Source organism: Acidaminobacter hydrogenoformans DSM 2784, assembly GCF_900103005.1.
GTDB classification, from domain to species: Bacteria; Bacillota; Clostridia; order Peptostreptococcales; family Acidaminobacteraceae; genus Acidaminobacter; species Acidaminobacter hydrogenoformans.
The window spans coordinates 122,434-148,116 of sequence record NZ_FMWL01000006.1; the positions used below are offsets into that span (position 1 = coordinate 122,434).

The following is a 25,683-nucleotide window of genomic DNA, read 5'->3' on the forward strand; positions in this document are numbered from 1 at the left end:
ATCATTATTGATACTCTAAACCATAGCGACCTTAAACGTATAAGTGGATGTGGTGGCATTATCCGCCGCAACAACCTTGACAGTGATCACCTGACCGTCTTTGACAGCAATCTTATTGCTGGATTTATAGGCAACTGCCTTGCCATCCACCGTAATAGACGCCGCTTTTGTGGACATGGACGTCGGAATTACCGTAATACTGCTATTAGACTTTGGCACTTTGACCGTGTAGTCATAGGCCCAAGGATTAAAACGGTTTTGGAGTGCGTTTTTCACAGTGATCTCTTTGCCCGCCCAAGTGAAAGGCGCGCCCGGCGCTGCATACTCCACGGTCTTTCCAACCAGCTCGCCACCAACGAACTCAATATTCGATAACACAGAGTATTTAACGTGCCCGCCAAAGTTATAATTGACATCCACATTTGCTGCATCTGCCATATAAGGCCTCAGTTTAAGATCCGTTGTGGAGGACAAGAACTCTGCATTGTCACCTATGATGCCTGTAAGCTTGATAGCGCACCAGTTGGTGCCGTCTTTCCACATATCGCCAATCATAGTCGTTCTGGCCCCCGGCGCATCCGTGCCACCGCGAAGGGATGGCCGGCAGCCGCCTTCACCCTTGTCCACAACCTGTTGAAGGGCTGCTTCATAGAGCTTCAGGTTATTGTCGCTGAGCGCGGATTCATCGTGGCCAGTGAAGAGCTTGTCGGACTTACCCCCATCCTTGGTGTACTTAGAGTACGACTGCTGGACGAAGGAAAGTAAAATATCTGGCGGCATGCCCGCGACACCGACGTTGTCCGCAGAGCCCGCACGGGTACAGCCATAGAAGTCAGACGCGAACAGAAGTCCATTTTTCCTGTCGTGGATCGCGACATTGCCATTGGCATGGCCTGGAAGCGCGACGACGTCAAAGACAATGCCGCCGCCAAGATCGAATTTCATGCCTTCTTCAACGTTTTTGACCTTCGCCTGCGACTCCGTCGTTGAAAAGATTGGCTTGAACGGACCCGACGTTGAAGATGTGGACGCCCAGCCCCGCTCATTCAAGTAGACATCGACGCCCGCATTCATAAAGTTCATAGCCTGAGCGTCATGATCCCCGTGTTCATGGCCTACGATCAGGATATACGGCTTGGTGGCGAAACCATCGACAAACGTTTTCAAGTTCTTTTTATCTGCAGGGGTCTGCAGCGCGTCAAAGAGAATGCCGCTTGCAGGCCCTTCTATGTACCACGCCAAAGGCCTGACAGACTCAGAATCATTGCAAATCCTGAAGATTGCAGGGCTGATTGACGTCTTCTTCGCCATTTGCAGCACCTGGAAATCATCAATAAGCGGTCGGTGAAGCTTCCACGTGAAGGTCTGGACAGGGCTTGCGGCCATACCGTCTTTAAACGCAATGGCTTTATAGGTTACGACGCGGTCCGTTGGCACAGGCTCATCCGGTCCGCCGCCGCGGGTACCAATCATCTCCATGATATGTCCTTTGGTCTCTATGGTGTAGACCTCACTGTCCGCTGTAGGCTCTGAGCCGTCTGTGGTGTAATGAATAGTCGCCCCCGGCGTTGGGCAGTAAAGTTTGACATAGCGTCTTGGCGCGATAGCGTTATCTTTTGGCAGTGCCTGTACTGGTGCGACCATAGAACCCGTAATTTTAATGAAAAGCACTTCCATTTCGTCCCCTGTCAGTGCTCTCTTGGGATTGAAAAGCTGGTCCGTGCCAATTGTGATATAACCCAGTGCCGCCAACGTATTCACGCTGGTCCTGGCATAAGCGGAAATTGACGCTTCATCCTTAAAAAGCCCTGTCTTTGTGGTAAGCGGCAAATGGAACGCCTTCACGAGCATGACCGCAGCATCCTGTCTGGCGATCTGGGCATTCGGATCAAAATAGCCAGCCCCTACACCACTGGTGACCTTCTCTTCATAGGCAGTCTCAATCTGCTTGCCATAACGGTCTAAAGTCTTAACGTCCTTAAACTGCTTCAGTGGCGCTTTCCAGACGTCATTGTACTCTGTTGGATGCGGCCAGGCAAAATAATTAGAGATTTTGCCAATGAATTCTGCACGGGAAACCCCGTTTGCCAGCGGCGCTTCGACGTCCGCAAAGACCGTATAGCCAGGAATAGCGCTCGAAACAGCTATCCCCGCTGCACCAATAGCCATGCCCTTCAGGAAGTTTCTCCTTGAGAGTCCCTCCTCTGAGAGCCCCAAGTTTTCCATTTTGTTTTCTTTTTGATCGGTTGTCTTGTCTTTAATCACAAATCCTACCTCCTCAAAAGATGGTCCTTCACCACAGACCTTAAATTAAAGCAGCCAAACAGCCGCTCTGTTGCCATTTCAGCGCCCCGGGCAGATCGTCATTGCATATTCGTTCCCCAACCCTTCAATGATCTTTGCCCGGAGCGCCCCCATCAGCTTGCTTCAGTAGCCGCGAGCTTTCGCCTGAACAGCAGGCTGCTGATCCAGATGCTGATCTCGAACAGCACGAGCATTGGTAAAGCAATCAATACTTGCGATGTCACATCCGGCGGTGTTATAACTGCCGCCAAGATAAAGACTGCCAAAATGACGTATTTTCTATTTTTTCTTAAAAATCTAGGATTAAGCATGCCAAGCTGTGTCAGCAAAATGATCACAACTGGCATTTCAAAAACGAGTCCAAATGTCAGCATGGTGTTTATAAAGAAATTCAGATAGCTCTGTATGGACACCATGGCCTTGATGCTCTGCCCATTTCCTATGCTCCCACCGTTAAGTCCGGCGAAATACTTCAGCGTAAAGGGCAGAACGACCTCATAAGCGAAAAAGCTGCCCACTGCAAACAGCATCATACCAAAAGTCAGCACGAAGCCTGCCGCTATCCGTTCGCGACGGGTCAAGCCTGGCCGTATGAACTGCCAGATCTGGAAGCTGATCACAGGAAATGCGACGATAATGCCGCAAATAATCGCGATTCTTATGTAAGCGATCAGCAGCTCCGCCGGCGCGACGTAAATAAACTCGAAATCCTTGGCTTTGCCCACCAGGTGCTTAATGACAAACTCCGACCTTGCCAGACACACGCTCATGGTGGCAACAAAGCAGATCGCGCTGACCATCATCCTTTTCCTCAACTCATTCAGATGAGAAAGCAGTGTCGTTGACTTTTTGGCTGGCATAGGCCCCTTCAGCCCTCTTCCCGCTCTGTCAGAGGCTCAGCTTCCGCCTTTGAGAGACTCCTTTTAAAATTGCCTATAGTCTGACCAACCGCTTTTCCCAGTTGCGGCAGCTTGGTGGGCCCAAAGATCAATACCGCAATTCCGAAAATGACCATCAATTCAGTGGTTCCAAATCTCATGACTCTACCCCTTCCTGTCTCACTAAATTTTTGTGGATCCTAAATAAACGCTCATACGCATTTCTCAGAGCCCTTTACGTTGATTCCCGCTCCACCGTCTCCTCTGCACCGAACAATTCCCCACTCTCCAGATCTTTCTCGATTGTGCTCGCGTATCGCTTGAGAGAGCCTATGGAACGCCCAGCGAGTTTACCGAGCTCAGGCAGCTTTGAAGGTCCAAAGATGACCAGCGCGACTGCGAAGATCAGTATAAGCTCAGTAGTCCCTATTCCTGACAATTAAGATCACCTCCGCTGCTTGACTGTCTTATGGTGCTTCAGCAGTTTAGTCAGACTGAAACGTATTTGCTGATACCTTCAACATACCTGAACCCAGGTTGAAACATAAGGCCCAGGTTTCCGCAACGTGTATCACTCAGCCGAATCCACTGTTTCAATTCGGAATATTCTGTTTCAATATTCTGTTTATTGGCTTCCTTTACTGTTACAGACCGTCGCATCCTAAGCAATCCGTGTTATAATCATTATTACCGACAACACTTTCTACTGGATGGAAAGGAGGACCAAAAGAATGCATCTGCGATCATTTTTTTCAAACCGGCTGTTCATCAAAATGCTGATGTACTTCAGCACATTGCTGATTCCTGTCCTCCTTATAGGCATCCTCTTTTATAATTATTCGGTATCAGAAGCTAAGAAGGACTTTAGCCAAAACATAGCGAAGAATCTTGAGTTTTCTAAGGAACGCATTGATCATTCTGTCCAAATGGCTGTCGATGCGAGCCTCAATCTGATCATGGAGGATGCTTTCTTCGAACCCGTAATGCGTTCTCCTGAAATGAGCACAGAACAAAAGCGACACTTTGAAAACATGATCCAGGCTATTGTCAAAAGTCAAAATATCTCCAACTACTTTATTGATAACCTCTTCGTCTTTAAAGACAGTGAATGGATTTTTCGCAGCGCCGGTCCAGAGACTTTTGAACGCTTTTTCCGGGAGCTTTACTGGTTTGAAAAATATCCTGTTCCCTTCTGGAAAACTTATCTGGCCAGACCTTCAGCGGTTCAGTATCTTTCTCCGACACTGATCAAAACCTCAAGTGGCAGCACCAAAACCGTCATACCTACGGTTACCGTAGAGCACAGTCCCAAAGGCAATATAGCGGTAGTCGCGTGCCTCTCTGTCAGCGCGATTCATGAAACCATCAAATCCAACATGATCTATCCCGAAACGGAATTTATCTTACTGGATCCGGCGGATAATATCATAACCAGCAGCCGGGATGACCTCTGGAACAATGTCACTGTCGATAGACTCAAGTCTCTTCAGGCAACCAGTCCTTCAGAGCTCATCCCCCTTGAGTGGCAGGGTCAGAGCTACCTGGTTTCCACTTTGTCCTCTGAACGCCTTGAGTGGACTTACTACACCATCACACCGAGCTACTATTTCAGAGCCGAAGCCAACAACGTCCTCTTCGTCACCTTTTGGACAAGCATTGCGCTCATTTTTCTCGGCATTGGCTTGGCCTTGGTGTTCAGCGTCAAGCTCTACAGCCCAATAAACAATATAAGGGAAATCCTGCTGCAAAATACCGGCAGCCCAGACTCAGCCGAAAAAACACCTAAGCACCAGAATGAATTTGAGCTCATCCAGTCTTCCCTAAGGGAATTGCTCAGTGAAAAAACGGCTTACTCTGACAAAGTTGATGAACTTTCCTCAGAATATCTCGACAATGCCTTTATTCAGCTGCTGCGCGGGCATTCCCTGGACCCCATCAAAAAGTTCAGAACATTGATTCAGGATGACCTTAAGTTTACGACTGAGACGTTTCTCTGCTTCTCAATAGTTTTTGATTTCAACGAGCGTTTCTTTACAAAAATTTTGAGTCAGGAGCGGCATCATGTCCTTGAAAGCATCAAAATTATAATCCTGGATGCCTTGTCCGCCCAAAACAGAGTGTATCTTCTGGAGCTCGAACCCGGTCATTTTGTGGGCATCTCCAATCTGGACACACAGCATGATCAACGGACGCTGATGAACTCCCTCGACAAGCTTCTCGAATCTTTTTCCTACGAATCCAAGCATTATAAGATTTACATAGGTGTCGGCAGAATCCACGGTGGGCTCAACAATCTATGGCTCTCCTATTCCGAAGCCCAATACGCCCTGGAGTCCACAATAGATGCTGCGCATAATCAGGTGGCGGATGCTTCAACCCTTGAAATCAAACCCCATCATATTTACACCTTCCAGGATGAAGAAAAAATCATGAATTGCTTGCAAGCCCGGGACGAAGCTGGACTTGAAGGGATTCTGGATGGGCTGGTGAGGCAGACAGAGACCATCGGCAGCACCGGCTTCAGCAGACAGGCATTGTTCCACGATCTGCACCGAACCGCTGCTCGCTACGCTGCAGCCCATAGCCTGGATTTCTATACTGCGCTGGACCAGCAGGTCTGGTCATGGACGTCTCAATCCCACGCAATGGAAATGGCGTCTGGTGTCAATCCGGACAAAACGGTTCTCCTGCAAATGTTCAAGTCACTCATGGCGCTGGCTGAGCCGCCATCAGACCGCTCAGTGCAGATGATTCAAAATGTCATCACTTTCATTGATGAACACTTCCAGGAGGATATTCATCCAGAGCTGATCGCCAGTCAGGCAGGGATCTCTGTTAAATACCTCTCCAAGCTTTTCAAGGCACACACGAACCAAAATCTGACGGATTACATCAGCCAAAAACGTATATTCAAAGCCAAGGCGCTGCTGAGCACCACCAACCTGACCATTGAAGACATCTTTCCTATGGTGGGGCTGCAAAGTCGCGTGACATTTTACAGGCTGTTTAAGAAACATGTCGGGACCAATCCGGGGAGTTACAGAAAAAGCAACAACCAAGACCTGGAGCAGGTGCAGGAGGTGGACACAAATGAATGAGAAAGCTGTGTTTGTTTTTAAACACGGACTTGACGACCAGACAAAGCAAAGCCCATTACGATTCAGTCTGTTCCAGCGGCGCCTCCTGGTATTTTTTTGCCTGACTGCGGTTATTTGCCTGTTGCTGACGGCCTGCTCTGAGACCGTTCCGACAGATTCCCCAGACCAGGATTCCACTGTAAAACTCAGGGTTATGCGTCGTGAATCTGTTTTCCAGCCTATCAATATCAATCCGGAAACCCGGGCTCGGTATAAAGCTGCCACGGGCATTGATCTTCAGATCGAAGCCGTTCCAAGCAACAATTATTCGAGCAAGCTCAAGCTTTCACTCTCCTCAGAAAACTTGCCTGACATTATTGAGGTCTCCTATTCAGAAATGATCCAGTCTGTTTCATCAGGGCGGCTTGCGCCGCTGAGCCATCTGATCGCCACTCAAGCGCCGCACTTCAGCAAGTTGCTTGAGGCACGGCCAGAGCTGAACGCCCTTATGATTGGAGACAATTTTTACGCGTTCCCCATGCTGGTGTGGAAATCACTTCCGACAGCGGCTGTGCCAATTCTGCGAATGGATGTCCTGAACGCCCTTGATTTGGGCGATCGCCAAAACCTGACAGCACCTCAAACCTATGACGAGCTTCTGGAACTGCTTATTTACATTAAAGCCGCTTATCCGGAACTGGACTTGTGGATCAACAGAAGCGGTACTCGCAATTTGATTTCTAATGTCTCCTATCCGCTTGGTTCAGGCTACAGCCAGTCCACCTCCTTTTACTTTGAACCGCGCTCAGGGAAGGGTGAATTCCTGTATGGCCCTGCCCACAGCAGTTTTAAAGAGGTTCTGGCGTTTTTAAAGAAAGCCTACGAAAGTGGTGTTCTGGACCCCTATTACGCCCTGACGACTGTCGATGAATGGCAGCAAAAACTCAGCACCGGACAAGCACTCTTCTTCTTTGACCTGCCCATCAATCTGGAGAATTTCAATGTGCCCTTGAAAAAGCTAAATTCAAACTATGCCTTCGCGCCGCTTCTCAATATCAAAAACGGTGCGGGAGATGCCAGAATCAGCCTGCAATACGAAACCCACTGGCTCCACAATTACTACGCGATTTCATCCAAATCAAGGAACATCGAAGCTGCGGTACAGCTCCTGGACTGGTTATATTCTGAGGAAGGCGCCTCCGTCGCCAATTACGGGGCATTTGGGACGGACTATACCTTGGAGGCTGGCCGTGCCATTATTCATCCAGGGCATTATCTGCACTATAAAGAGGCGCCCTTCAGCTTCAGGCTGATGCAGTTTGAGCGCGGCACCGGTCAAGGTTTTTTTACGCCTTATATTGATCAAACCTTCCAGTACCAGATTCAGCCCCAGCTTGAGGCTGTTATGGATCAAATAGCCCGGAGCGGCATGGGAGAAACCGCGCCGCTGCCACCATCCCTGACTGTGAAGGAAGCCGCTCGGGTCAGTGAGCTTATCCAGCATTTAGACGCGATTTTATTTGAGCACATTGATGCCTATATCATAGGAGAAAAATCCATAGATCAGTTTGAGACGACGTTAATGCGACAGCTGCAAGAAGCTGGTTCTGGCGAGCTTGAAGAGATCTTGAACCGGGAGCGATAGCGATCGCTGAGAGCGGATGTCAACACGACATTCGCTTTTTTTATGAGAAGAAGGTGGGATCAGACACCAGCTTCCTTTTTCGGCTTGTCCCTGTCCCCCACCATAATCCTTTTTTACATTTCATTTTTTGCAGGATTATGTTACGCTATATTCACCCATAAAAAATTTTCCATACGTTTAAATGGTTACCTTACAGGGCGCGCTTCACCTCACGCCCACTCATCATTCCTGTCCTGCTGTTATCGAATGGAGGTTATTAAAATGTCCCACAACTGGCGCCTCGACGCCCTCTACCTGAGCTTTGAAGACCAAGCTCTGAAAACCGACTACCAGTCCAGCCTGACAGAAGCCCGGGCCCTCATTCAAGAGAGTATCATTCTCACAGAAGGCTCCCCTGAGCCAGAGACCTTTGAAAAACTCCTCAGAGTCGCGGAAGCCCTCTATCTCAAGCTCTGGAAGCTGTCTGCCTTCGCCTCTCTGACCCTGTCTGCGGACACGTCCTGCGAGCCTGCCCTGGCCCTTGAGGAAAAGGTCCGTAGGCTCCAGGCGGACCTCACCGTCTTTGAGGTCCGCCTCAATCGCGCCGCCGGCCGCATTGACGACGTGAAAACGTGGCTTGAGTCCTCAAATTCCGACTACCTCAAGGACCTTGAATTTTCCCTGTCAGAGCGCGCCGCGCTGGCCCATCACCTCCTCAGCGACGAGGAAGAAACCCTGATCGCCAAGCTGCGCATCACCGGCTCGGACGCCTGGGAGACCCTGCACGCCAGGCTGACCTCCACGCTGATGACCGACCTCCCGGATGTCAGTGGCCAAATCACCGCCACGCCGCTCTCCGCCACAAGGGCTCTGGCCCACGACCCGGATCCAGAGGTCCGCCGCCGGGCTTACCTGGCAGAGCTGGCCGCCTTCCCCAAAATTGAGGACAGTGTCGCTGCCTCACTCAACGCCATCAAAGGCGAGGTCCTGACCCTCACCGAGCGCCGGCGATACGCCTCACCTCTCGAAGGTACCCTTAAGGAAGCCAGGATGACGAAGCAAACCTTGGATGCCCTGATCAGTGCCATTGAAGAAAAACTCCCGGCGCTGAGAGCTTACTACAAAGCAAAAGCAACCCTCCTGGGTGACGAAAACGGCCTCAAATTCCACAACCTCTTCGCGCCAGTGGGCACACTGTCTGAGACCTACACCTACGAATCCGCCATGGACTTTGTCGTCCGCCATTTCACCACCTTCAACCCTGAGCTGGGCGCCTTTGCGGCCAAAGCACGGGACGAACAGTGGATCGACGTCGAGCCAAAAGCCGGCAAAGTGGGCGGCGCCTTCTGCTCCAGCCTCTATCCCGTCAAGCAGTGCCGCATCCTGACCAATTTCCAAGGGAGCCTGGGCGACGTGCTGACCTTGGCCCATGAGCTGGGACACGGCTACCACGACTACCGCCTCGAAACCCAAAAACTCTTCAACATTGAAGTCCCCATGACCCTTGCGGAAACCGCTTCCACTTTCTGCGAGACCGTCATTGCAGACGCCGCCCTGGCGACGCTGAGCGATGCGGACGCTATGACCGTCCTTGAGAGCAGCCTCCAGGACGCCGGCCAGGCCATAGTAGACATCTATTCCCGCTACCGCTTTGAGTCCCGGCTCTTCGAGCTCAGGGCAGACCATGCCCTCTCCGTCAACGAGCTGAAAGAAGAGATGCTGAAGGCCCAGGAAGCTGCTTACGGTGACGCCCTGGACCCTGAGGTCCGCCACCCGTACATGTGGCTGGTCAAAGGCCATTACTACAGCGCTTCCGTCAACTTTTACAACTTCCCATACGCTTTTGGGCTCCTGTTCGCCAAGGGCCTCTACCAGCTTTACCGTGAAGAAGGCAAGGCCTTCCTGCCGCGCTATGACAAGCTGCTGGCGGAGTCCGGCAAAGCCTCTGTGGAATCCGTCTGCGCCTCCGTTGGCATAGACGTCACCACAAAGGTTTTCTGGCTGAAGTCCCTGGACGTGATCCTTGGGGATATCAAACGGTTTGAGACACTGGCGAAGAAGTAAGCGCCCTGAAATTTGAAAAGTGCACAAAAACTAATGCCTGCCGATGGTTCACGTTCCCAAAACCATTGGCAGGCTTCATTTTTTGAGCTATTTCACTATAATAGTTCGCCCGCGCGCAAGTCGCCATCACAGGCCTGTATAAATTCATTACACCCTGCGCAAGAATACTTGCAGCAAAATCTCCGTGAAATCTTCCAAAGTGTATAAATTTTAGTCACATCATGAAAACGGTGCCTTTCATCTTGAACCACGGCGCCTGCTTAAACAGCATGCTTCACAAAGGAAACCCAGCATTATCAATACTTCCAAAAATTCAAACGGCATATTTCGCCCCTGCCTCACACTTGGCACAGCCTTTGCGATTAAAGAACCTCAAATACAATTATGAGGTGATTCCATGTCTATTCAAGAGCAAGTCATCCAAACCCGAAAAGCCGCGACCCGGCAGCAGCTGCTGATGAAGCTGGTCAGTTATAGCGCCATTGGCATAGTCATGTTTTTTCTCCCGGTAACCCTGGGCACAAAAACGACTATTCCCATTGACCACATTGTCACGGGTCTCAGGGAGGCCTTCCCGGGGGCGAGCGCGTTCTACACGCTTTTTGTGATCATGGCGGGTGCTGTCTACAGCCTTAAGTCCGAAAAATGGCGGGGCTCAGTGACAGAGCTGTCCTTTACGGGGCTCAAGCTCCTGGGGATGGCCCTGGGTCTCATGGCCTTTTTCGGGGACGGGCCGGCCTGGCTGTTCGAGCCGGATATGCTGCCATTTTTCTTCAACCGGATCGTCATGCCCATTGGTCTAATTATTCCCATAGGCTCAGTGTTTCTCGCCTTTCTGATCAACTACGGTCTGCTGGAGTTGGTGGGGGTCATCATGAGGCCGGTCATGAAGCCCCTTTTCAGGACGCCGGGCCGCTCCGCCATTGACGCGGTGGGGTCCTTCGTGGGCAGCTATTCCATAGCCCTCCTCATCACCAACGGCGTTTACAGAGAAGGCAAATATTCCATACGTGAAGCCGCCATCATAGCCACTGGATTCTCCACCGTCTCCGCAACCTTCATGATCATTGTCGCCAAAACTTTAGACCTTATGGACCACTGGCTGACCTTCTTCTGGGTCTCCCTGATCCTGACCTTTGCCGTCACCGCTGTTACGGCGCGCATCTGGCCGCTGAGCAGGAAGCCTCAGACCTACTGCAATGGCATGGTTGGAATCCCGGAATCCAGTGAAAAAGGCAATATCCTAAAGCGTGCCCTCAACGAGGGCATGGACGCGGCCGCCGTAGCGCCAGGCCTCCTCAGCAGTGTCAGAGAGAACCTCCGAAACGGCCTGGTCATGGCCATGGGCGTCCTGCCTACAGTACTCGCCATTGGTATTTTAGGCGCCTATCTGGCAAAGTATACGCCGGTCTTCGACTGGCTCGGCATGCCGTTTATTCCGCTGATCCGCTTGCTGGGCCTGCCGGACGCAACCTTGATCGCGAAGTCCCTGGTCCTCAACATTGCGGATATGTCCCTGCCGCTGCTCATCATGCAGGGCACCGCCATGGTTCCAAAGTTCATTATAGCCAACATCAGCATCTCCACCGTGCTCTTCCTGTCCGCGTCCATCCCATGCGTGCTCTCCACGGACATCCCGCTGACCTTTGTGGAGATTATGATCATTGCCCTGGAGCGCACAGTCATTGGACTGATCCTGATCACGCCGGTGGCGTATATGCTGTTTTGAGTCACTTGGGAGAGCGATACATGAGAGCGACTTACTTCCTCTGTGTCTCTCCTCTGATCAACAAAAAAGAAAGTGTGAAAGAAATATTGCCACCCAAAATACGAACTGCCGATGGTTCCCAATACCAAAACCATCGGCAGTCTTTCTTTTTAAATCAGACATGTTGGCTCACAACCAAGTCAAATTTTTTTTACACCCATATGCGTTCTTATTGACGTAAGCCGAAATTACCAAGTCGAATAATCAAAATCACAATTTCAAACTCGCCTCCTTCAGAAATTTCCAACCCCCTTCATATGCTTTAGACCGCACTCAGGATAAAAAGTCTGCGCACTGAACTTCTTACAAATCAACCACTGTGGACTTCAGCGCCGACTGAACGTCAAGAACTGTATGTTCTTATTTATAACTCTTTTCAGATCCAAATAATCACTCTAAATTTTCCTGATACTTTTGGCATGTTATTTGCTTTAAAATACCATAGATAAGCTATTATTCATAAATTACTGGAATGCGGAATGGACGGTATCAGAGAAAAGGAGGCAGATCCCTTACTGTATGGGCTTCGAAATGGAACAACCATTATCATCTTTGTAAGAAGACAAATTGCTCAGCTAATAATTAATCAAAACATCAGGTTGGGAACAGGAGGCAATATTCGTGAATTATAACTCTAAACGGTGGGGCATGCTAATCGTTGGCATCATCATTAATATCTGCGCTGGCTTTGGCTATGCGTGGAGCGTTTTTCAAAACCCTTTAATGCAGCAGTTCGGCTGGAACGCCATTCAAACATCCTTGGCCTATACTTTGGTCATGGGCGTCTCCGCATTGCCCATGGCACTCGTCGGCATGGCACAAGCTTATGTATCACCCCGTGTCCTGATCTTCACAGGAGGACTTCTTTTAGGGGGGTCAGTATTTCTTACTGCATCAATCCAGTCTCTTACCCAGTTATATTTGATTTATGGCATTGGCATTGGACTTGGTGTTGGTATTGTATATTCAGGAAGCCTTTCCAATATGGTCAGGTTTTTCCCTGATAAACGCGGTCTGTGTTCTGGCGCCATGGCCGCCGGTATGGGAAGCGGCGCCGTTATTATTGCGCCGTTGGCAGCAGCGCTGATCTCAGAATATGGTGTCATGCCAACATTCAAGATCTTGGGCATAGCCTTTATCGCAATCATTTGCGGACTTTCATTGTTCATCGAAACTGCTCCTCATAATTTCAATCCGAAGGGATGGACACCAAAGAGAACCACCTCTTCAATCTCGGGGATCGAAAAAAACTGGAAGGCAATGTTGAAAGATCCAATTTTCTATTTGATAGCAGGGATCTTTATGACGGGTGCAACCTCAGGTGTCATGATCCTCGGCCATGCCTCACCTATGTTTCAGGAAATAATGAAATTTACATCGCAAAAAGCAGCTGCCATGGTCGGTGTCCTGGCACTGTGCAATACTCTCGGCAGAGTAATTTGGGGCTTTACTTCTGACAGGATTGGTCGACTGAAAACGATTTATTTTTTATATGTCATTACTGCCCTCTCATTGTTCGGATTGATATATTTTTCAGGTCAGTCTCTTTTTGTAGTGATGGTGATGTTGATAGGTACCTGCTATGGCGGCTTTATGTCAATGATCGCCTCTTTAACTGCTGACGCCTTTGGATCAAAAAATCTTCCTGTCAACTTTGGCATCATGTTCTTGGCTTATGGATTTGCAGCTTTTACTGGTCCGCGTATGGCTGCTGTTGTAAAAATCATGAATCAAGGTGACTATTCTCTCGCATTTATAATTGCGATCCTGATGTGCCTGGCAGGTATGCTCCTTAACTGGATCACCATGAAAAAGTTGTCCAAAGAGCAATCTGAACCGCAGGCTCTCGTACATTCAATGACATAATGACTGGGCTTTCCCAGACTGCAAAAAACGACTGCCGATGGTTTTCAGTGATCAACACCATCGGCAGTCGTTTTCAATTTTTTTTACCTCGGAATCACATGGGGATTCCCGGACACCGGATTGACAATCAGTGTCACATCCACTTCGTAAACCGCCTTGATATATTCCTCTTTGATAACGCTGGAAGGCGGCCCTTCCCTGTAAATGCGGCCGTCCTTCATCATAAAGACGTAGTCGCTGAACTCAATTGCCAGGTTGAGGTCGTGAAGGATGGCCACCACGGTGATGCCACGCTCCTTGGTCAGCTTCCGGGTAAGGCGCATGAGCTCGAGCTGATGATGCAGGTCAAGGTGAGCTATGGGCTCATCGAGAACGAGGATCTCCGGCTCCTGGGCAATGGCCCTGGCAATGATCACCCGCTGGCGCTCGCCGCCACTGAGGCTGTTGATGGGAAAGTCCCGCATTTCCCAAACGCCGGTGGCCTTCATAGCCTCTTCAACGATTTTGTGATCCAGGTCAGATTCAGGCTGAAAACGCCTCAGGTGCGGATAGCGGCCCATCATGACCACTTCATGGGCGCAGAAGTCGAACTCCGTCCCTGTGACCTGAGGTACCGAGGCCATGACCTTGCTGAGCTCCTTATGGGAATAGGACGTGAGATCCCGGCCATTGACCGTCACCAGTCCTTTGCCTGCATGGACGATCCGGGTCAGGTTCTTGACAAACGTTGACTTACCAGAGCCGTTCGGACCCACTATAGTCGTGAACGAGCCCTTGCGGATGCGCATATCCACACCGTTCAGTACTGGCGTTTTGGAGTAAGCGAAATGCAGGCCTTCTACGAGAATAGGAAATTCCATGTTGTTCATTTCACATTCACCTCACACTTGACCGCGTTTTATTGCGGTACAGCAGATACAGGAAATACGGCGCGCCAAAGACCGACGTGATGATGCCAATTGGCAGCTCCCCCGGCATGACAACGGTTCTGGCCAGAGTGTCTGAAATCACTAAAAACACAGCGCCTCCCAGGATTGAAAATGGCAGGAGCGTTCTGTGATCAGGCCCTGAAATGATTCGGACCACATGGGGTATGACAAGACCTACGAAACCAATGATGCCACTGACTGAAACCGCAGCTGCGGTCACGACAGAAGCCACCACCAATATGTTCTTTTTTACCTTTTCCGTATCTACGCCAACGCCCTTTGCGCTCTCCTCGCCAATGGCGAGGGCATTGAGATCCCTGGCGTAGGTCAGCAGATATCCCGTTCCGAAAGCAATCGGCACAAAGGCCACAAGGATCTGGAGCCAGTCTGCTGTCGAAAAGCTTCCCATGGTCCAGAAAATAATATGTTCCATCTCGTCACGGTTGAGTGACATGATGAGCGAAATCATGGAGGAGAGCAGATAGTTAACGGCGATTCCCGCTAAGAGCAGTGTCACCACCGGTGTCCTGTTGCCCACTCTGCCAACGTTGTACACAACGTAAGCCGCCAGGAGCGCGCCTGCGAAGGCACCCACTGAAACAGAGCTTAGTCCCGCAACGCCAACATTGAAACCTGTCACTATAATCAGAGTCGCACCTAAAGCTGCGCCGGAAGAGATCCCAAGGACAAAGGGGTCTGCCATGGGATTCTTGAAGATGCCTTGATAGGCGACCCCGGATACCGACAGGGCACTGCCAACCAAAGCGGCGAGAAAGATGCGCGGCAGGCGGATTTTCAATAGAATCGCCTCATGGGTCGGTTTTATTCCCTCCATAGGGATCATGCCGTTTATGAGCGGAATTCTGGAGAGCAGAATTCGGGCACTATCCCCAAAGGAAATATCTGCAGAGCCAATGGCGCTCGCGGCGACAACGGCGAGCACGAGTCCTGCAGCAAGCGCCACAAGGCCTTGAATCAGCTTTTTGTTTCGCTTTTTCACACGCGCCACACATCCTTTTCTATGCCGAAAAACTTTCTATCCGGCTCAGGATCAGAACAGCTCCGGATGCATGATTTTCGCGAGCTCAAGCAGTCCCTCAGCAAGTCTTGGTCCCTGAAGATCAATGAGATTGTTGTCAATTTCCACCAAGCGGCCTTCTTTGACAGCCGTCAACTCTTTGTAGCCATTTGTGCTTTCTATGCCAGCTTTGTCATCATTGTAAAGCGAGCAGATGACGTATTCCGGGTCTTTTTCCACAAGCTTCTCAATGCTGTATTTCCAGCCTTCCATATCATTGGCAACATTAGCGCCGCCAGCCATGGTGAGCATCTGGTCAATAAACGTGCCTGCGCCAGCTGTATAATCTCCGCTCTCTCCGTAGCCTACGACATAATAGACCGTCTTAGACTCAACACCGGCAACTTTTTCTTCTACTTCAGCAATCGTTGCTTTCATGTCTTCCACAATGGCATTGGCCTGGTCTTGTCGGTTCAAGACGTTTCCAGTTTGAGCGATGGCATTATACACGCCTTCAAAAGTGTCATGGGAAGAAAGGTCGAGGACCTTGTAGCCCAAAGATTCAAGCTTAATACGGACATCATCCGTGAACATGTTGGAGACCAGAATGAGGTCTGGCTCGAGAGACGCGATCGTTTCAATATTGGGCTCTGTGATGGCGCCAACCGAAACGACATCTGCCACCTCTGCCGGGTATTTGCAGTAATCTGTACGTCCAACCAGTTTTTCGCCAGCGCCTATAGCATAGACAATTTCAGTCGCCGCTGGGGAAAGGGAAATGACCTTTTCTGGCTCTTGTTCCAAAGTCACGGTTTTGCCTGAAGCATCCGTTACTTCGAGGGGATAAATAGTTGCGGTCTCGTCAGCAGGTGCTTCTGCAGGCGTCTCTGTTTCTGGCGTTTCAGCTGCTGGTGCCTCAGTTCCTGGAGACTGGCAGGCCGCCAGCGTTAAAACCAACATCAGCATAACGAGCAGTGACATAAACTTCTTTTTGAACATTAAAAAAATCCTCCCTTTGTTTTAGGTGAGGACCGTTACGGATAAGGCAAAACCCCATTTACTGGAAAAAGAGGGTTCGCCTATGTAGCCGGTCAACCTCATCCTCGTGAGTTGATGTACCAGAAATCCTGGGCTGGTTCCTGACTCGCGCTGGCATGACGCCATGCGCTCACAGTAGCGGGACTGTGCCGGCTTTTCACCGGCTTCCCAATTAAGTCCGAAGACACCACGGATTTATGTTAATATCAGCCTCATCATACACGATTGTAAAAAATAATGCAACCCTGCTTGCAGAAGTTGCTCCATTATTGACCATCGGCAAGGACTTAATCCTGCCTCTGGATGATTATTTCTGTTGTCCCCATGCTCCAGATGCTTTTACACATTCCATCCCCAAGAAAACCGTGTTTTTGCACACTTCATCCACAGTTTCTGTGGATAACCTCGTTTCATGCCCTATAATCGACATTATTCGATACGAACACAGATTCGGTTATACACATAGTCCACACGTTATCCACCGTTTAACACAGATTTTACACAAAGGATTCACAGCTTATGCCCAAGGGTATACAATAGAATGAACGTAAATCATCACCGACTGGAGGTATGAAGGATGCTTATTAAGATTTACGGACACGGCTGCGACAAGTGTGAAAAGATGTACACGCTGGTCCTTGAAATTTTAGCTGAAAAAGGTATGGAGGCTGAGGTCGAAAAGGTCGAGTCGCTTATGGACATCTATAAAGCAGGCGTTATGACGACCCCTGCCATGAGCATTGACGGCACCATGGTTTATGCGGCAAACGCAGTACCGGGACGCAGCAGCCTCGAAGCGCTTTTATTGAAAAACAAGGGGTAAACACCATTGACTTTGAAGGGAGTGGGAACTGTGAAGCTGATTATTTATGACCAGGTTTGCTGAGGGTATTCTAAAATAGCGCCCATCGTGAATGAGGCCATACAACAAATGAAGGTTTCTCTGGAAGTTGAAATTATTGGTGATATCCGGCTGATTCGGGAGGCGGGGGTTGAAATGATGCCCGCCATGGCTATGGAAGGAAAAATCCTCCATCAGGGCAGAACCCCAAACGTCCAGGAGGCCATTGCCATATTGGAAAAAGCGCTTGCGGAAGCGGCATCCGGAACATAATAAGGGAATATGACAAAAAAAGGCTGCCCCAGCGCACGGCCTGTCGGCCACTGCTGCTGATGACAGCCTTTTTAATGATTTGACTTTCATCTGTTGTTCCTAATTTACAGAAGCTTAGCACTCAGGGCGCTGGGGCTACTCAATTCTGAGCTTTGAGGTCTCTTTTAAAGTTGACAGAGCCACATAAGTGTAGGTGTTGCGGGCGAAATCATTAATTTGTTCAATGACGTTTTCCAGCTCCGTTGTGGTGGAGGTCCTGACTTTGACCAGAAAAGTCGTATTTCCCGTGACTTTGTGACATTCCAGGACTTCCGGCATGGCAATCAGTCTTTCACCCATTTCCGTAATACTGACATCTCCCATTGGAACACTTATGAAGGACAATAGGCCGGCGTCGACCTCATCTGCATTTAAAATGGCCGTATAGCCCTTAATGACCCCTTCCTGCTCGAGCTTCTTCACGCGCTCCTTGGTGGCCGTTGTGGACAGGCCTATGGTTCGCCCCAGCTCAGATATAGAAAGCTTGGCGTCATCCTGCAGGATCCTTAGGATCTCCTTATCTGTTGCGTCCATGATTTTTTCCTCCTTGCGAGTGTGGGGTAAATCGCCGGTAATGGCTGCCGTCCTGAGCGATAAATCGCTTAAGCTTCAGTCGCCAATGACCTGCGAGCCTCGTTGAAACGATTATAGCCTTTTTTTCGCATTTGTGCAATAATAGTCAATAAAGCCGTAAAATTAACTGAAAATCTATTAAAGAGATTTAAAATTAACGTGAAAGATAGGAGGCTTCCGTTTTGAAGCTTGTAACGATCCATACAGACGGCGGCTGTGCCGGCAATCAATCTGAACAAAATTTTGGGGGTTGGGGCGCCCTTCTTGAATACAATGATAATGTCAAAACCCTGCATGGCGGAGAGATCAACACCACCAACAACCGCATGGAAATGACAGCAGTCCTCGAAGCCCTCCGTGCACTCAAGTCCAGGGACCTGCAGCTCGAAATCTATTCGGACAGTGCTTATCTGGTCAATTGCTTCCGTGAGCGTTGGTACGACAAATGGCGCCTCAACGGCTGGATGAATGCCTCCAGGCAGCCTGTCGAAAACCGCGACCTGTGGGAAGCGCTGCTGCCCCTGGTCGAAAGCTTTGCCAAAGTGGAATTTTTTAAAATCAAAGGCCACCTCAGCCTGAATAAGCCCGCGGAAATCAGAAAATGGAAAGAAAAGATAGAACGTTACAACGGGCGCACTTACACCGACTCGGCTTTCCGTCATCTGCTCGAGATGAATGCCAAGGTGGATGCCCTTGCAAACCAAGGGATTGATGAGGTACGGACCCAAACGGAGCAAGCTTAGGTTTTGGTTGGCCTCCTGAGGTTTGTTGATTTTGTGCAGCGTGACAAAAGGGTTGCTTACTAACTGAAAAAGCTATGACAGAAAGAAAAGCGAGGATGGTGTTATTATACACCGCCTCGCTTTTTATAATGTGCCGTAAGCGTCTCAACCTTACAGCAAGCTCAGGCCTTCAGCCTTTAACTCCTCTTCGCGTTCTTTTAGGGCATCCACGACGTTTTGGATATGCTCTGTCAGATCTATGCCAATATCCTCCGCGCCTTTCGCGATCTCATCCCTGTTGACAGCCCTGGCAAAAGCCTTATCCTTGAGTTTTTTTCGGACCGACTTCGCTTCAAGCCCTTCAAAGCCACCGGGCCTTACCAGCGCTACTGCCACGACAAAGCTTGCCAGCTCATCACAAGCATACAGCATTTTAGCCATTAAAGTCTCCCTTGGCGTCTCGGTGTAATCCGCATGGCCTTTGACAGCGAGCACAAACTCATCCGGAAAATTCCTGTGCTCAAGCAGATCTACGGCGACATAGGGATGCCTGTCCGGATACTTTTCATAATCCAGATCGTGCAATAACCCAAGGGCTGACCACACCTCAAGGTTTTCTCCAAGGCGTTTGGCATACCCTCTTAAAGCGGCTTCAACAGCGAGGGCGTGCTTACGCAGACTATCCGTCTCAGTAAATTCCTGCAGCAGCAACCATGCCTGATCTCTGGTGACCATCATTTGCACCTACCTCCTCATCACATTCAACGTTTTGCCACTATTATAGCACAATCACGGAAATGGAAAAACGGCGCTTTCGCGCCGCTTTTGATTTGACAATCTTAGTAGTTTGTTTCTTTAACTTCAAAGTAGCCTTGAGGCTTCTTGCAAGTCGGGCATAAACCTGGCGCTCTTTCGCCTTCGTGGACGTAGCCGCACTCACGGCATTTCCAGCGCGTTTTTTCCTTCTTGGCAAAGACTTCCTCATTCGCGCAGTTTTCCGCAAGCTTGAGGTAACGCATTTCGTGCTCATACTCCACCTTGGAAATCATGCGATAAGCAGTGGCAACGTCCTTGAAGCCCTCTTCCTCAGCGATTTTGGCAAACATAGGATAGAGGACGGTGTGCTCTTCGTTTTCACCATGGGCGGAAGCAAGGAGGTTCTCATACGTAGAACCGACCGTACCCGCAGGATAAGCCGCCGTAATCTCAAGAGCTTCTCCCGCAGTGAGGAAGCTGAAGAAAATTTCAGCGTGTACACGCTCGTTGTCAGCAGTTTCATTAAAGAGACCTGCAATTTGCTCATAGCCTTCTTCGATGGCCTTTTTGGCGAACATATGATAGCGGTTTCTCGCCTGTGATTCACCCGCAAAAGCTTTTAAAAGATTCTTTTCGGTTTGTGTGCCTTTAATCCCGGACATTGTTTCCCTCCTGATTATGTAAGTTATGCCGGCCGAACAATACTGTCCGGCCGGCTGTCGCATTCATTTTATCTGATGGATAGGCTTAACCGACCAACTTATTCAGCGGCTGGGTTAAATACGCGTGTCTTAAATTCACGGTTCATCATCATGATACCGTTGCCTTTTCCGTCAATCAGTTTAAGATCTGCCAGAATAGCTTCTGCATTTGCCTCTTCTTCAACCTGCTCATCTACGAACCAGTTGAGGAAGCTGCGGGTCGCATGATCCTTCTCATCAATGGCAATGTCCATGATGTTGTTGATAAGACTCGTCACGTGCTGTTCGTGAGACAAAACTTCCGCGAAAACGTCTACGACATTCTCCCACTCAACCTTAGGGCCATCAATTTTTGTCAAAACAACACGGCCGCCACGCTCGTTGACATAATCGAACATCTTCATTGCGTGGAACTGCTCTTCTTGGAACTGAACGCGCATCCAGTTCGCAAAGCCAGGGAGGTTTTGAGCTTCGAAATACGCAGCCATAGACAGATAAAGGTAAGCTGAATACAGTTCTGCGTTGATTTGGATATTGAATGCTTCTTCTACTTTTTTATTAATCATATTTAGTCACTCCTGTACTGCCTTCAGAAATTACTCCGAAAGTCGCTATTGTTTAGTTAGTGGTGTTGAAATCTGACAATCAAAAATTTATGCCTCTGAGCTCCAGTGTCCATGAAGGTTGCAGTACTCACGGGCAGTAACCTTCTCAGCGTCTGTGCAGAAATAAGCCACCGGCTCGTCTCCTGGTTTGAGGAACGCAGTCAATACTTCTGTTCCAGTCAGAAGCTCTATCCACTGAATGTAGTGAGCGTCCTGCATTGGATGAAGCGTTGAGCCCACTGTAACCTTATAGCCGCCCTCAACCTTTTCAATAACCGGTACGTGCTTCTCTGTAGAGGCGTCCGCTTTCTTCTCTTCCATGAATACCATAGGCTTTTCACAGCAGACGAGCTCGCCAGCGCCTTCATTGTAAACCTCTACTATATTGCCGCACACTTCACATTTATAAACGCCAAGTTGTTTTGCCAATGTGTTTCCCTCCTAAAAATGTCTTAAACTGTGATGTGAACTCCATTTTGCATTAAATTTGTTTTTTAATTCTCTTCAGCAAATAAATTCTACTGGATCTTGTTGCACCCAGAACATAGCCCCTTGTAATAAATGTGCTTCTCTCGAACTTCCGATCCCTCTGGGCCGCTATAACGCAATTGATCCGCTTCGATTTCAAAATCGAACACCTTCTCACAGGACACGCACTTGAAATGTCCGTGCAATGAAGTATCCGCGTCATAGCGGGCTTCATTTTCCTCTATGGAAATCAGGTGTGTGATCTGGTTCTCAACAAAGAGGTTCAAAGTGTTGTAGACTGTCGTCTTGGAGAGTGTCGGTATTTCGGGAACAAGCGCGCGGTAGATGGTGTCCACAGTAGGATGTGCCGTTGTCTTCATCAGATACTCAAAAATGCGGATCCTCTGATAGGATGGCTTGATCCCGTGTGACTTCAGATACTCGCTGATGTTCTCGATTTTCCTGAGCATTAAGCCCTGACTCCCTTCAATGGTCCTGCGGTTTTATTCTAATTCGAACATGTCCTTGCCAACGCCGCAAAGCGGGCAAACCCAATCATCAGGAATGTCAGCGAATGCTGTGCCTGGCGCTACGCCGCCATCTGGATCTCCGAGCTCAGGATCATAAACATAACCGCATGCAGTGCAAACATATTTTTCCATAAATAGTCTCCCTTCAAAGTGTGTTGAGGTTATCCCCGGCAGTCATTTAAAAAGCGCTGCCGATTGTTTTTCGTCAAAATGCTTTTCCCGGCCTAAACCGGCTCGAACATGTCCTTGCCAACACCGCAAAGAGGACAGACCCAATCCTCCGGGATGTCTTCGAAGGCAGTGCCCGGCGCTATGCCGTTGTCTGGATCGCCTATTGCCGGATCGTACTCATAACCGCAAGCTGTGCAAACATATTTCATTTTGTTGTCCTCCCTGTCTGATTTTTTATGTTGATCCGGATCTCGTCCGGCTTCAAACCAAGCTTCTACAGGCTGCGCCTGCCCTATTTCACAATTTCATAAAAGCAGCGCTTTGGTGAATAGATTTTTCCTTCATCCTTAAGCTGCTTGATTGCTTTATCTACCTCTTTTTTGTCAGCACCGGTTTTTTCGACGATTTCGCCGGGACGAACCGCACTGCCTGCCTCTTCAAACGCTTTCAAAACTTCTTGTTTAAGCTCCAACTTTGACAAGCCTCCTCATTCGTTGAATTGTAATGATTACATTTTTATACTAACATATTAATTTAGACAACGTCAAGCCTTTTTCCCATATTCAGGGTGGGTCATGCGTATTGACCAACCGGCGCAATGCTTTATTATTATACCTAAATACGCCCTGCCTAAACCAAATATAACTATTTTCTGAAAGGGATAAGTAATAAAATCGTTTTTGACCTTGCCTATTGGGTAGAAGTAGGTCGTACGGCATTTTTACTGTTAAAACAAGGAGGTCATTCCTATGAATAAAAAATCTTATGACATTATCATTCTTGGAAACGCCGCAGCGGGTACGGGCGCCGCTGAAAGCATCCGCGCCGCAAGTCCTGATGTTTCCCTGGTCATGATCTCATCAGAGCCGGAGCTCGGGTATTTCAGACCTATGGTGAGCTACTATCTTTACGACGCCCACAAGCCAAACCTCTTTTACCTCCACTCTCAAGACTGGTACGAAGAGAGGAATATAGAACTGTGCCTTGGTACGACTGTCACCGAGCTGCTGCCGGACAAAAAGCTTTTGAGGACTTCAGAAGGCGACGAGTATGTCTATGGCAAGCTGATCCTGGCTAACGGCAGCAGAAACAATGTGCCGCCTATTCGAAACATTGACAAAACCGGGGTCTTTACGGTCCGAACCAAGAAGGACGCAGATGACATCAAAGCTTACGCCAAGGGCGTTCAAGAGGCTGTGGTCATAGGCGGCGGGCTCCTTGGCCTTGAGTTTGCCTGGGGGCTTAAGAATCTTGGCCTCGACGTCACCGTCCTCGAGATAGCGGACCGTCTTCTGCCACGACAGCTGGACCACGAGGGTTCCAGACTTTTTGAGGAAGGTGTCATAAATGCGGGGATTAAAGTGCGCAAAGAGGTAAAAATCCAGGAGCTGATTGGAAAGGAAGCCGTTGAAGGCGTCCTGATCGGTGACGGCGCAGGGGAAATCATCAACGCGCAAATGGTTCTCGTTTCCGCTGGCGTCAAACCCAACAAGGAATTGGCTGAAGCCGCGGGCATTGAATGCAACCGCGGCATCCTGGTGGATGCATCCATGAAGACCAGCGCCGGAGACGTCTTTGCAGCCGGCGACGTCGCAGAGGTTGGCGGCTTCGTGTACGGCCTCTGGCCTATGTCTCTTGAGATGGGGAAAGTTGCGGGTTCGGGAGCTGTTGGGCAGGACGCCGTCTGGAAAACCACTGTACCATCCAGTATCTTCAAGAGCATGAACATGCAGGTCTTCTCTATTGGCGACATCATGACCTTCGAATCAAAGGGCCTTAGAAACATCACAGATTATGACAAAGCCAGCGGGAGCTACAAAAAGCTGTATTTCGAAGACGGGGTCTACGTTGGCGGGATCCAGATGGGCAGTCTGAATAAATCAGGGGTGATGCAAAAGTCCATCGGCAAAAATATCAACGCGGCTCAGATGATTGAGGACGTATTTTTGAAATAGCGACTATGGAAAAAAGAAAAAAGAGCGAAGGGGAAATTGGTCCAGTTTAAAAAGGCCAATTTCTGCTTCGCTCTTTCTATTTTTGCGGCTATGGAAATGTGGGGCTAATTCGCTTCATGCCCCGCCTTTTTGAGTAAACACTGGTAGGTCCTCTGGTCGATAAACGCTCCCTGAAGCAGTCGCACCTCATAGTTTTCACTGCTGGCAAAGGCTTCATAAGCAGCTTTGAGCTTCCCTTCAAAATAGGGGTGCGCTTCCAGAACACCCGGGTCATAGCCCAGCTGCTTTAGGGCATTATGAAGCTTCACTGCGATCTCAGGCGTGACGTTCAGATGCTCCTTCTGAGTGGGGGCTTCAAAATACATTTCATGGAGTGTCAGCAGGTGTTCGAGCTTTTCGACAGGCTCCGGGTCGTCATCCACCCGCAGGTCAACAGCGCGGTCGTTGTATCCGCCATAGCTGCCGTTCTCCCGGACGATCAGAAGCGCGGCGGACTGTCTTCCGCGGCTGTCTCCGCCTGCAGCCTGAGCCGCCTTCAGGGCTTCCAGAAGCCGCCTGGCCAAAGTGCCTTCCGAGTTTTCAAAGGTATCCGCCATAGCAGTCACTGTATCGCCATTCACCAGGATATTGCCCTGGCAGGCGTAGTTGTCGCCGTAAAGGCCGCCGGCCCAGAGGTGGCAGCGCTCACCGGTATAGGAAACCGCCCTTCCCTGGGCATCCACAATGCCCACCTGCCGGTCTTCCCTGCCTTCGTCCAGTGCCAGCAGCGCTTTTAAAGTCTCATCCGCGGTGTAGCCTTTTTTTAGGAGTTCAAGGCCCAGCTCCCCGTAGTCCAGGTTGGCATAAGCCTGGGTCGCAATGGCGCCCACGTTGGCTTTAGCCCAAGGCACCACGGCGCCTACGGCCAGGAACTTCGACTGGACTGCGACGCCCAGCTCTTGGGTAACCGGATCACGGGCTACTATTGAAAACGTGGCTATGTTTTGCATATAAAGGCCTCCTCGTGTGGACAGCGTGGCTGCTCAGATACCCTATTGATATCCCCTGACTTTGGAACTGAAACATTTGAAAAAGACGAAAAGGGACCGTCTGGCCGCTTCCGCAGATCGCTTCGCAGCCTTTCAGCTGCGGCACCTGCGGGGTTGCCAGACGGTCCCTTTAAATTAAATTTCTTAGCCTAAAACGCCTATTTTGAAAACTGGAGAATCATGTGAATGATGTGCTCCATTCGGTCCGCTTCGACCTTGCCATTTTCATCCGGATCCAGGAGGCACTCCAGCGCATGGCTTTCCATGACCATGAGCCCAATTTTGTGAACTGAGGATTTGATGGCGAGAATCTGCGTCAGAACATCTTCACAGCCTTTGCCTTCATCCACCATTTTCTCGATGCCGGCGATATGACCCTTGACGGTTCTCAGACGGTTGATGATGTCCTTGCGGTTTTTCTCAACCGTTTTGTCGCTGTAAACTTCCATTAAACT

27 protein-coding genes and 1 riboswitch are annotated in these 25,683 nt (G+C 49.6%); of the genes, 9 read left to right on the forward strand and 18 right to left on the reverse strand.

Annotation, left to right across the window (positions count from 1 at the left end; all coding sequences use genetic code 11):
• Positions 1 to 15 precede the first annotated feature (15 nt).
• The 4 genes from BLP63_RS07960 to BLP63_RS07975 all read right to left on the reverse strand — a co-directional run bounded on the left by BLP63_RS07960 (position 16) and on the right by BLP63_RS07975 (position 3,621).
• Positions 16 to 2,265 carry an S-layer homology domain-containing protein gene (locus BLP63_RS07960; protein WP_092590387.1) on the reverse strand — a complete coding sequence of 750 codons (2,250 nt, stop codon included), beginning with the start codon at positions 2,263 to 2,265 and terminating at the stop codon, positions 16 to 18.
• A gap of 152 nt (positions 2,266 to 2,417) precedes the next feature.
• On the reverse strand, positions 2,418 to 3,164 hold the full coding sequence (gene tatC, locus BLP63_RS07965) for a twin-arginine translocase subunit TatC (protein WP_092590388.1): 747 nt from the start codon (positions 3,162 to 3,164) through the stop codon (positions 2,418 to 2,420).
• A gap of 8 nt (positions 3,165 to 3,172) precedes the next feature.
• Positions 3,173 to 3,343 (reverse strand): Sec-independent protein translocase subunit TatA/TatB, encoded by a 171-nt coding sequence (locus tag BLP63_RS07970; RefSeq protein ID WP_092590389.1) that lies wholly within the window; start codon positions 3,341 to 3,343, stop codon positions 3,173 to 3,175.
• Between the two features lie 74 nt (positions 3,344 to 3,417).
• A complete protein-coding gene (locus tag BLP63_RS07975) occupies positions 3,418 to 3,621 on the reverse strand; it encodes a Sec-independent protein translocase subunit TatA/TatB (protein WP_092590390.1) in 204 nt (67 codons plus the stop codon).
• Between the two features lie 292 nt (positions 3,622 to 3,913).
• On the opposite strand from BLP63_RS07975, the gene BLP63_RS07980 reads away from it, so the two are divergent.
• The 5 genes from BLP63_RS07980 to BLP63_RS08000 all read left to right on the forward strand — a co-directional run bounded on the left by BLP63_RS07980 (position 3,914) and on the right by BLP63_RS08000 (position 13,581).
• On the forward strand, positions 3,914 to 6,280 hold the full coding sequence (locus tag BLP63_RS07980; RefSeq protein WP_170829361.1) for a helix-turn-helix domain-containing protein: 2,367 nt from the start codon (positions 3,914 to 3,916) through the stop codon (positions 6,278 to 6,280).
• Complete coding sequence (locus BLP63_RS07985; protein WP_170829362.1) at positions 6,273 to 7,904, forward strand: extracellular solute-binding protein; 1,632 nt, start codon at positions 6,273 to 6,275, stop codon at positions 7,902 to 7,904. The genes BLP63_RS07980 and BLP63_RS07985 overlap by 8 nt, the downstream gene beginning before the upstream one ends.
• 261 nt (positions 7,905 to 8,165) lie before the next feature.
• A complete protein-coding gene (locus BLP63_RS07990) occupies positions 8,166 to 9,947 on the forward strand; it encodes a M3 family oligoendopeptidase (protein WP_170829363.1) in 1,782 nt (593 codons plus the stop codon).
• Between the two features lie 397 nt (positions 9,948 to 10,344).
• A complete protein-coding gene (locus BLP63_RS07995; protein ID WP_242870841.1) occupies positions 10,345 to 11,676 on the forward strand; it encodes a YjiH family protein in 1,332 nt (443 codons plus the stop codon).
• A 660-nt stretch (positions 11,677 to 12,336) separates the two neighbouring features.
• Positions 12,337 to 13,581, forward strand: coding sequence for an L-lactate MFS transporter (locus tag BLP63_RS08000; protein ID WP_092590394.1), 1,245 nt, complete (start codon positions 12,337 to 12,339; stop codon positions 13,579 to 13,581).
• Between the two features lie 83 nt (positions 13,582 to 13,664).
• Here BLP63_RS08000 and BLP63_RS08005 read toward each other — a convergent pair whose 3' ends face one another.
• From BLP63_RS08005 to BLP63_RS08015, 3 genes are read right to left on the reverse strand one after another with little or no spacing between them, the layout of a single operon-like run.
• Entirely contained in the window at positions 13,665 to 14,450 is a 786-nt protein-coding gene (locus BLP63_RS08005) for an ABC transporter ATP-binding protein (RefSeq protein WP_092590395.1), read from the reverse strand.
• A gap of 7 nt (positions 14,451 to 14,457) precedes the next feature.
• A complete protein-coding gene (locus tag BLP63_RS08010) occupies positions 14,458 to 15,510 on the reverse strand; it encodes a FecCD family ABC transporter permease (protein WP_092590396.1) in 1,053 nt (350 codons plus the stop codon).
• Positions 15,511 to 15,561: 51 nt separating this feature from the next.
• On the reverse strand, positions 15,562 to 16,527 hold the full coding sequence (locus BLP63_RS08015) for an ABC transporter substrate-binding protein (RefSeq protein WP_092590397.1): 966 nt from the start codon (positions 16,525 to 16,527) through the stop codon (positions 15,562 to 15,564).
• A 114-nt stretch (positions 16,528 to 16,641) separates the two neighbouring features.
• A riboswitch (cobalamin riboswitch) is annotated at positions 16,642 to 16,773 on the reverse strand.
• Between the two features lie 370 nt (positions 16,774 to 17,143).
• On the opposite strand from BLP63_RS08015, the gene BLP63_RS08020 reads away from it, so the two are divergent.
• Positions 17,144 to 17,389 carry a thioredoxin family protein gene (locus tag BLP63_RS08020; RefSeq protein ID WP_092590398.1) on the forward strand — a complete coding sequence of 82 codons (246 nt, stop codon included), beginning with the start codon at positions 17,144 to 17,146 and terminating at the stop codon, positions 17,387 to 17,389.
• Between the two features lie 87 nt (positions 17,390 to 17,476).
• Entirely contained in the window at positions 17,477 to 17,680 is a 204-nt protein-coding gene (locus BLP63_RS08025; protein WP_278278127.1) for a thioredoxin family protein, read from the forward strand.
• Between the two features lie 135 nt (positions 17,681 to 17,815).
• On the opposite strand, the gene BLP63_RS08030 is transcribed toward BLP63_RS08025, so the two are convergent.
• Positions 17,816 to 18,253 carry an Lrp/AsnC family transcriptional regulator gene (locus tag BLP63_RS08030; RefSeq protein WP_092590400.1) on the reverse strand — a complete coding sequence of 146 codons (438 nt, stop codon included), beginning with the start codon at positions 18,251 to 18,253 and terminating at the stop codon, positions 17,816 to 17,818.
• Between the two features lie 221 nt (positions 18,254 to 18,474).
• Between BLP63_RS08030 and BLP63_RS08035 the strand changes: the two genes are divergently transcribed.
• Positions 18,475 to 19,035 (forward strand): RNase H family protein, encoded by a 561-nt coding sequence (locus BLP63_RS08035; protein WP_092590401.1) that lies wholly within the window; start codon positions 18,475 to 18,477, stop codon positions 19,033 to 19,035.
• Between the two features lie 150 nt (positions 19,036 to 19,185).
• Here the strand turns inward: BLP63_RS08035 and BLP63_RS08040 are convergent, their stop codons facing one another.
• From BLP63_RS08040 to BLP63_RS08075, 8 genes are all read right to left on the reverse strand, one after another.
• On the reverse strand, positions 19,186 to 19,752 hold the full coding sequence (locus BLP63_RS08040; protein WP_207646434.1) for an HD domain-containing protein: 567 nt from the start codon (positions 19,750 to 19,752) through the stop codon (positions 19,186 to 19,188).
• 101 nt (positions 19,753 to 19,853) lie between these two features.
• Positions 19,854 to 20,432, reverse strand: a complete 579-nt coding sequence (rbr, locus tag BLP63_RS08045) for a rubrerythrin (RefSeq protein WP_092590402.1) — start codon at positions 20,430 to 20,432, stop codon at positions 19,854 to 19,856.
• A gap of 98 nt (positions 20,433 to 20,530) precedes the next feature.
• Complete coding sequence (locus BLP63_RS08050) at positions 20,531 to 21,037, reverse strand: ferritin (RefSeq protein WP_092590403.1); 507 nt, start codon at positions 21,035 to 21,037, stop codon at positions 20,531 to 20,533.
• Positions 21,038 to 21,124: 87 nt separating this feature from the next.
• The gene (locus BLP63_RS08055; RefSeq protein WP_092590404.1) at positions 21,125 to 21,505 is read right to left on the reverse strand and encodes a desulfoferrodoxin; all 381 of its coding nucleotides are present in this window, start codon (positions 21,503 to 21,505) and stop codon (positions 21,125 to 21,127) included.
• A gap of 89 nt (positions 21,506 to 21,594) precedes the next feature.
• On the reverse strand, positions 21,595 to 22,014 hold the full coding sequence (locus BLP63_RS08060) for a Fur family transcriptional regulator (protein WP_092590405.1): 420 nt from the start codon (positions 22,012 to 22,014) through the stop codon (positions 21,595 to 21,597).
• 33 nt (positions 22,015 to 22,047) lie between these two features.
• Positions 22,048 to 22,206 carry a rubredoxin gene (rd, locus tag BLP63_RS08065; RefSeq protein WP_092590406.1) on the reverse strand — a complete coding sequence of 53 codons (159 nt, stop codon included), beginning with the start codon at positions 22,204 to 22,206 and terminating at the stop codon, positions 22,048 to 22,050.
• A 92-nt stretch (positions 22,207 to 22,298) separates the two neighbouring features.
• Positions 22,299 to 22,454, reverse strand: a complete 156-nt coding sequence (gene rd / locus BLP63_RS08070) for a rubredoxin (protein WP_092590407.1) — start codon at positions 22,452 to 22,454, stop codon at positions 22,299 to 22,301.
• An 83-nt stretch (positions 22,455 to 22,537) separates the two neighbouring features.
• Positions 22,538 to 22,717: a transcriptional regulator gene (locus BLP63_RS08075; protein ID WP_092590408.1), complete on the reverse strand. Its 180-nt coding sequence runs from the start codon at positions 22,715 to 22,717 to the stop codon at positions 22,538 to 22,540.
• A gap of 277 nt (positions 22,718 to 22,994) precedes the next feature.
• On the opposite strand from BLP63_RS08075, the gene BLP63_RS08080 reads away from it, so the two are divergent.
• Positions 22,995 to 24,200 (forward strand): NAD(P)/FAD-dependent oxidoreductase, encoded by a 1,206-nt coding sequence (locus tag BLP63_RS08080; RefSeq protein WP_092590409.1) that lies wholly within the window; start codon positions 22,995 to 22,997, stop codon positions 24,198 to 24,200.
• Between the two features lie 104 nt (positions 24,201 to 24,304).
• Here the strand turns inward: BLP63_RS08080 and BLP63_RS08085 are convergent, their stop codons facing one another.
• Positions 24,305 to 25,189, reverse strand: coding sequence for a DUF1028 domain-containing protein (locus tag BLP63_RS08085; RefSeq protein ID WP_092590410.1), 885 nt, complete (start codon positions 25,187 to 25,189; stop codon positions 24,305 to 24,307).
• 197 nt (positions 25,190 to 25,386) lie between these two features.
• Complete coding sequence (locus BLP63_RS08090) at positions 25,387 to 25,677, reverse strand: metal-sensitive transcriptional regulator (RefSeq protein WP_092590411.1); 291 nt, start codon at positions 25,675 to 25,677, stop codon at positions 25,387 to 25,389.
• Positions 25,678 to 25,683 lie beyond the last annotated feature (6 nt).

Coding starts and splice junctions, on each gene's coding strand:
- BLP63_RS07970 (WP_092590389.1), bottom strand. CDS start 3,343: ATGAGATTTGGAACCACTGAATTGATGGTCATTTTCGGAATTGCGGTA.
- BLP63_RS08090 (WP_092590411.1), bottom strand. CDS start 25,677: ATGGAAGTTTACAGCGACAAAACGGTTGAGAAAAACCGCAAGGACATC.
- BLP63_RS08005 (WP_092590395.1), bottom strand. CDS start 14,450: ATGAACAACATGGAATTTCCTATTCTCGTAGAAGGCCTGCATTTCGCT.
- BLP63_RS08060 (WP_092590405.1), bottom strand. CDS start 22,014: ATGCTCAGGAAAATCGAGAACATCAGCGAGTATCTGAAGTCACACGGG.
- BLP63_RS07980 (WP_170829361.1), top strand. CDS start 3,914: ATGCATCTGCGATCATTTTTTTCAAACCGGCTGTTCATCAAAATGCTG.
- BLP63_RS07995 (WP_242870841.1), top strand. CDS start 10,345: ATGTCTATTCAAGAGCAAGTCATCCAAACCCGAAAAGCCGCGACCCGG.
- BLP63_RS07985 (WP_170829362.1), top strand. CDS start 6,273: ATGAATGAGAAAGCTGTGTTTGTTTTTAAACACGGACTTGACGACCAG.
- rd (WP_092590407.1), bottom strand. CDS start 22,454: ATGAAATATGTTTGCACAGCTTGCGGTTATGAGTACGATCCGGCAATA.
- BLP63_RS08015 (WP_092590397.1), bottom strand. CDS start 16,527: ATGTTCAAAAAGAAGTTTATGTCACTGCTCGTTATGCTGATGTTGGTT.
- BLP63_RS08080 (WP_092590409.1), top strand. CDS start 22,995: ATGAATAAAAAATCTTATGACATTATCATTCTTGGAAACGCCGCAGCG.
- tatC (WP_092590388.1), bottom strand. CDS start 3,164: ATGCCAGCCAAAAAGTCAACGACACTGCTTTCTCATCTGAATGAGTTG.
- rbr (WP_092590402.1), bottom strand. CDS start 20,432: ATGTCCGGGATTAAAGGCACACAAACCGAAAAGAATCTTTTAAAAGCT.
- BLP63_RS08050 (WP_092590403.1), bottom strand. CDS start 21,037: ATGATTAATAAAAAAGTAGAAGAAGCATTCAATATCCAAATCAACGCA.
- BLP63_RS07990 (WP_170829363.1), top strand. CDS start 8,166: ATGTCCCACAACTGGCGCCTCGACGCCCTCTACCTGAGCTTTGAAGAC.
- BLP63_RS08085 (WP_092590410.1), bottom strand. CDS start 25,189: ATGCAAAACATAGCCACGTTTTCAATAGTAGCCCGTGATCCGGTTACC.
- BLP63_RS08030 (WP_092590400.1), bottom strand. CDS start 18,253: ATGGACGCAACAGATAAGGAGATCCTAAGGATCCTGCAGGATGACGCC.
- rd (WP_092590406.1), bottom strand. CDS start 22,206: ATGGAAAAATATGTTTGCACTGCATGCGGTTATGTTTATGATCCTGAG.
- BLP63_RS08040 (WP_207646434.1), bottom strand. CDS start 19,752: ATGATGGTCACCAGAGATCAGGCATGGTTGCTGCTGCAGGAATTTACT.
- BLP63_RS08020 (WP_092590398.1), top strand. CDS start 17,144: ATGCTTATTAAGATTTACGGACACGGCTGCGACAAGTGTGAAAAGATG.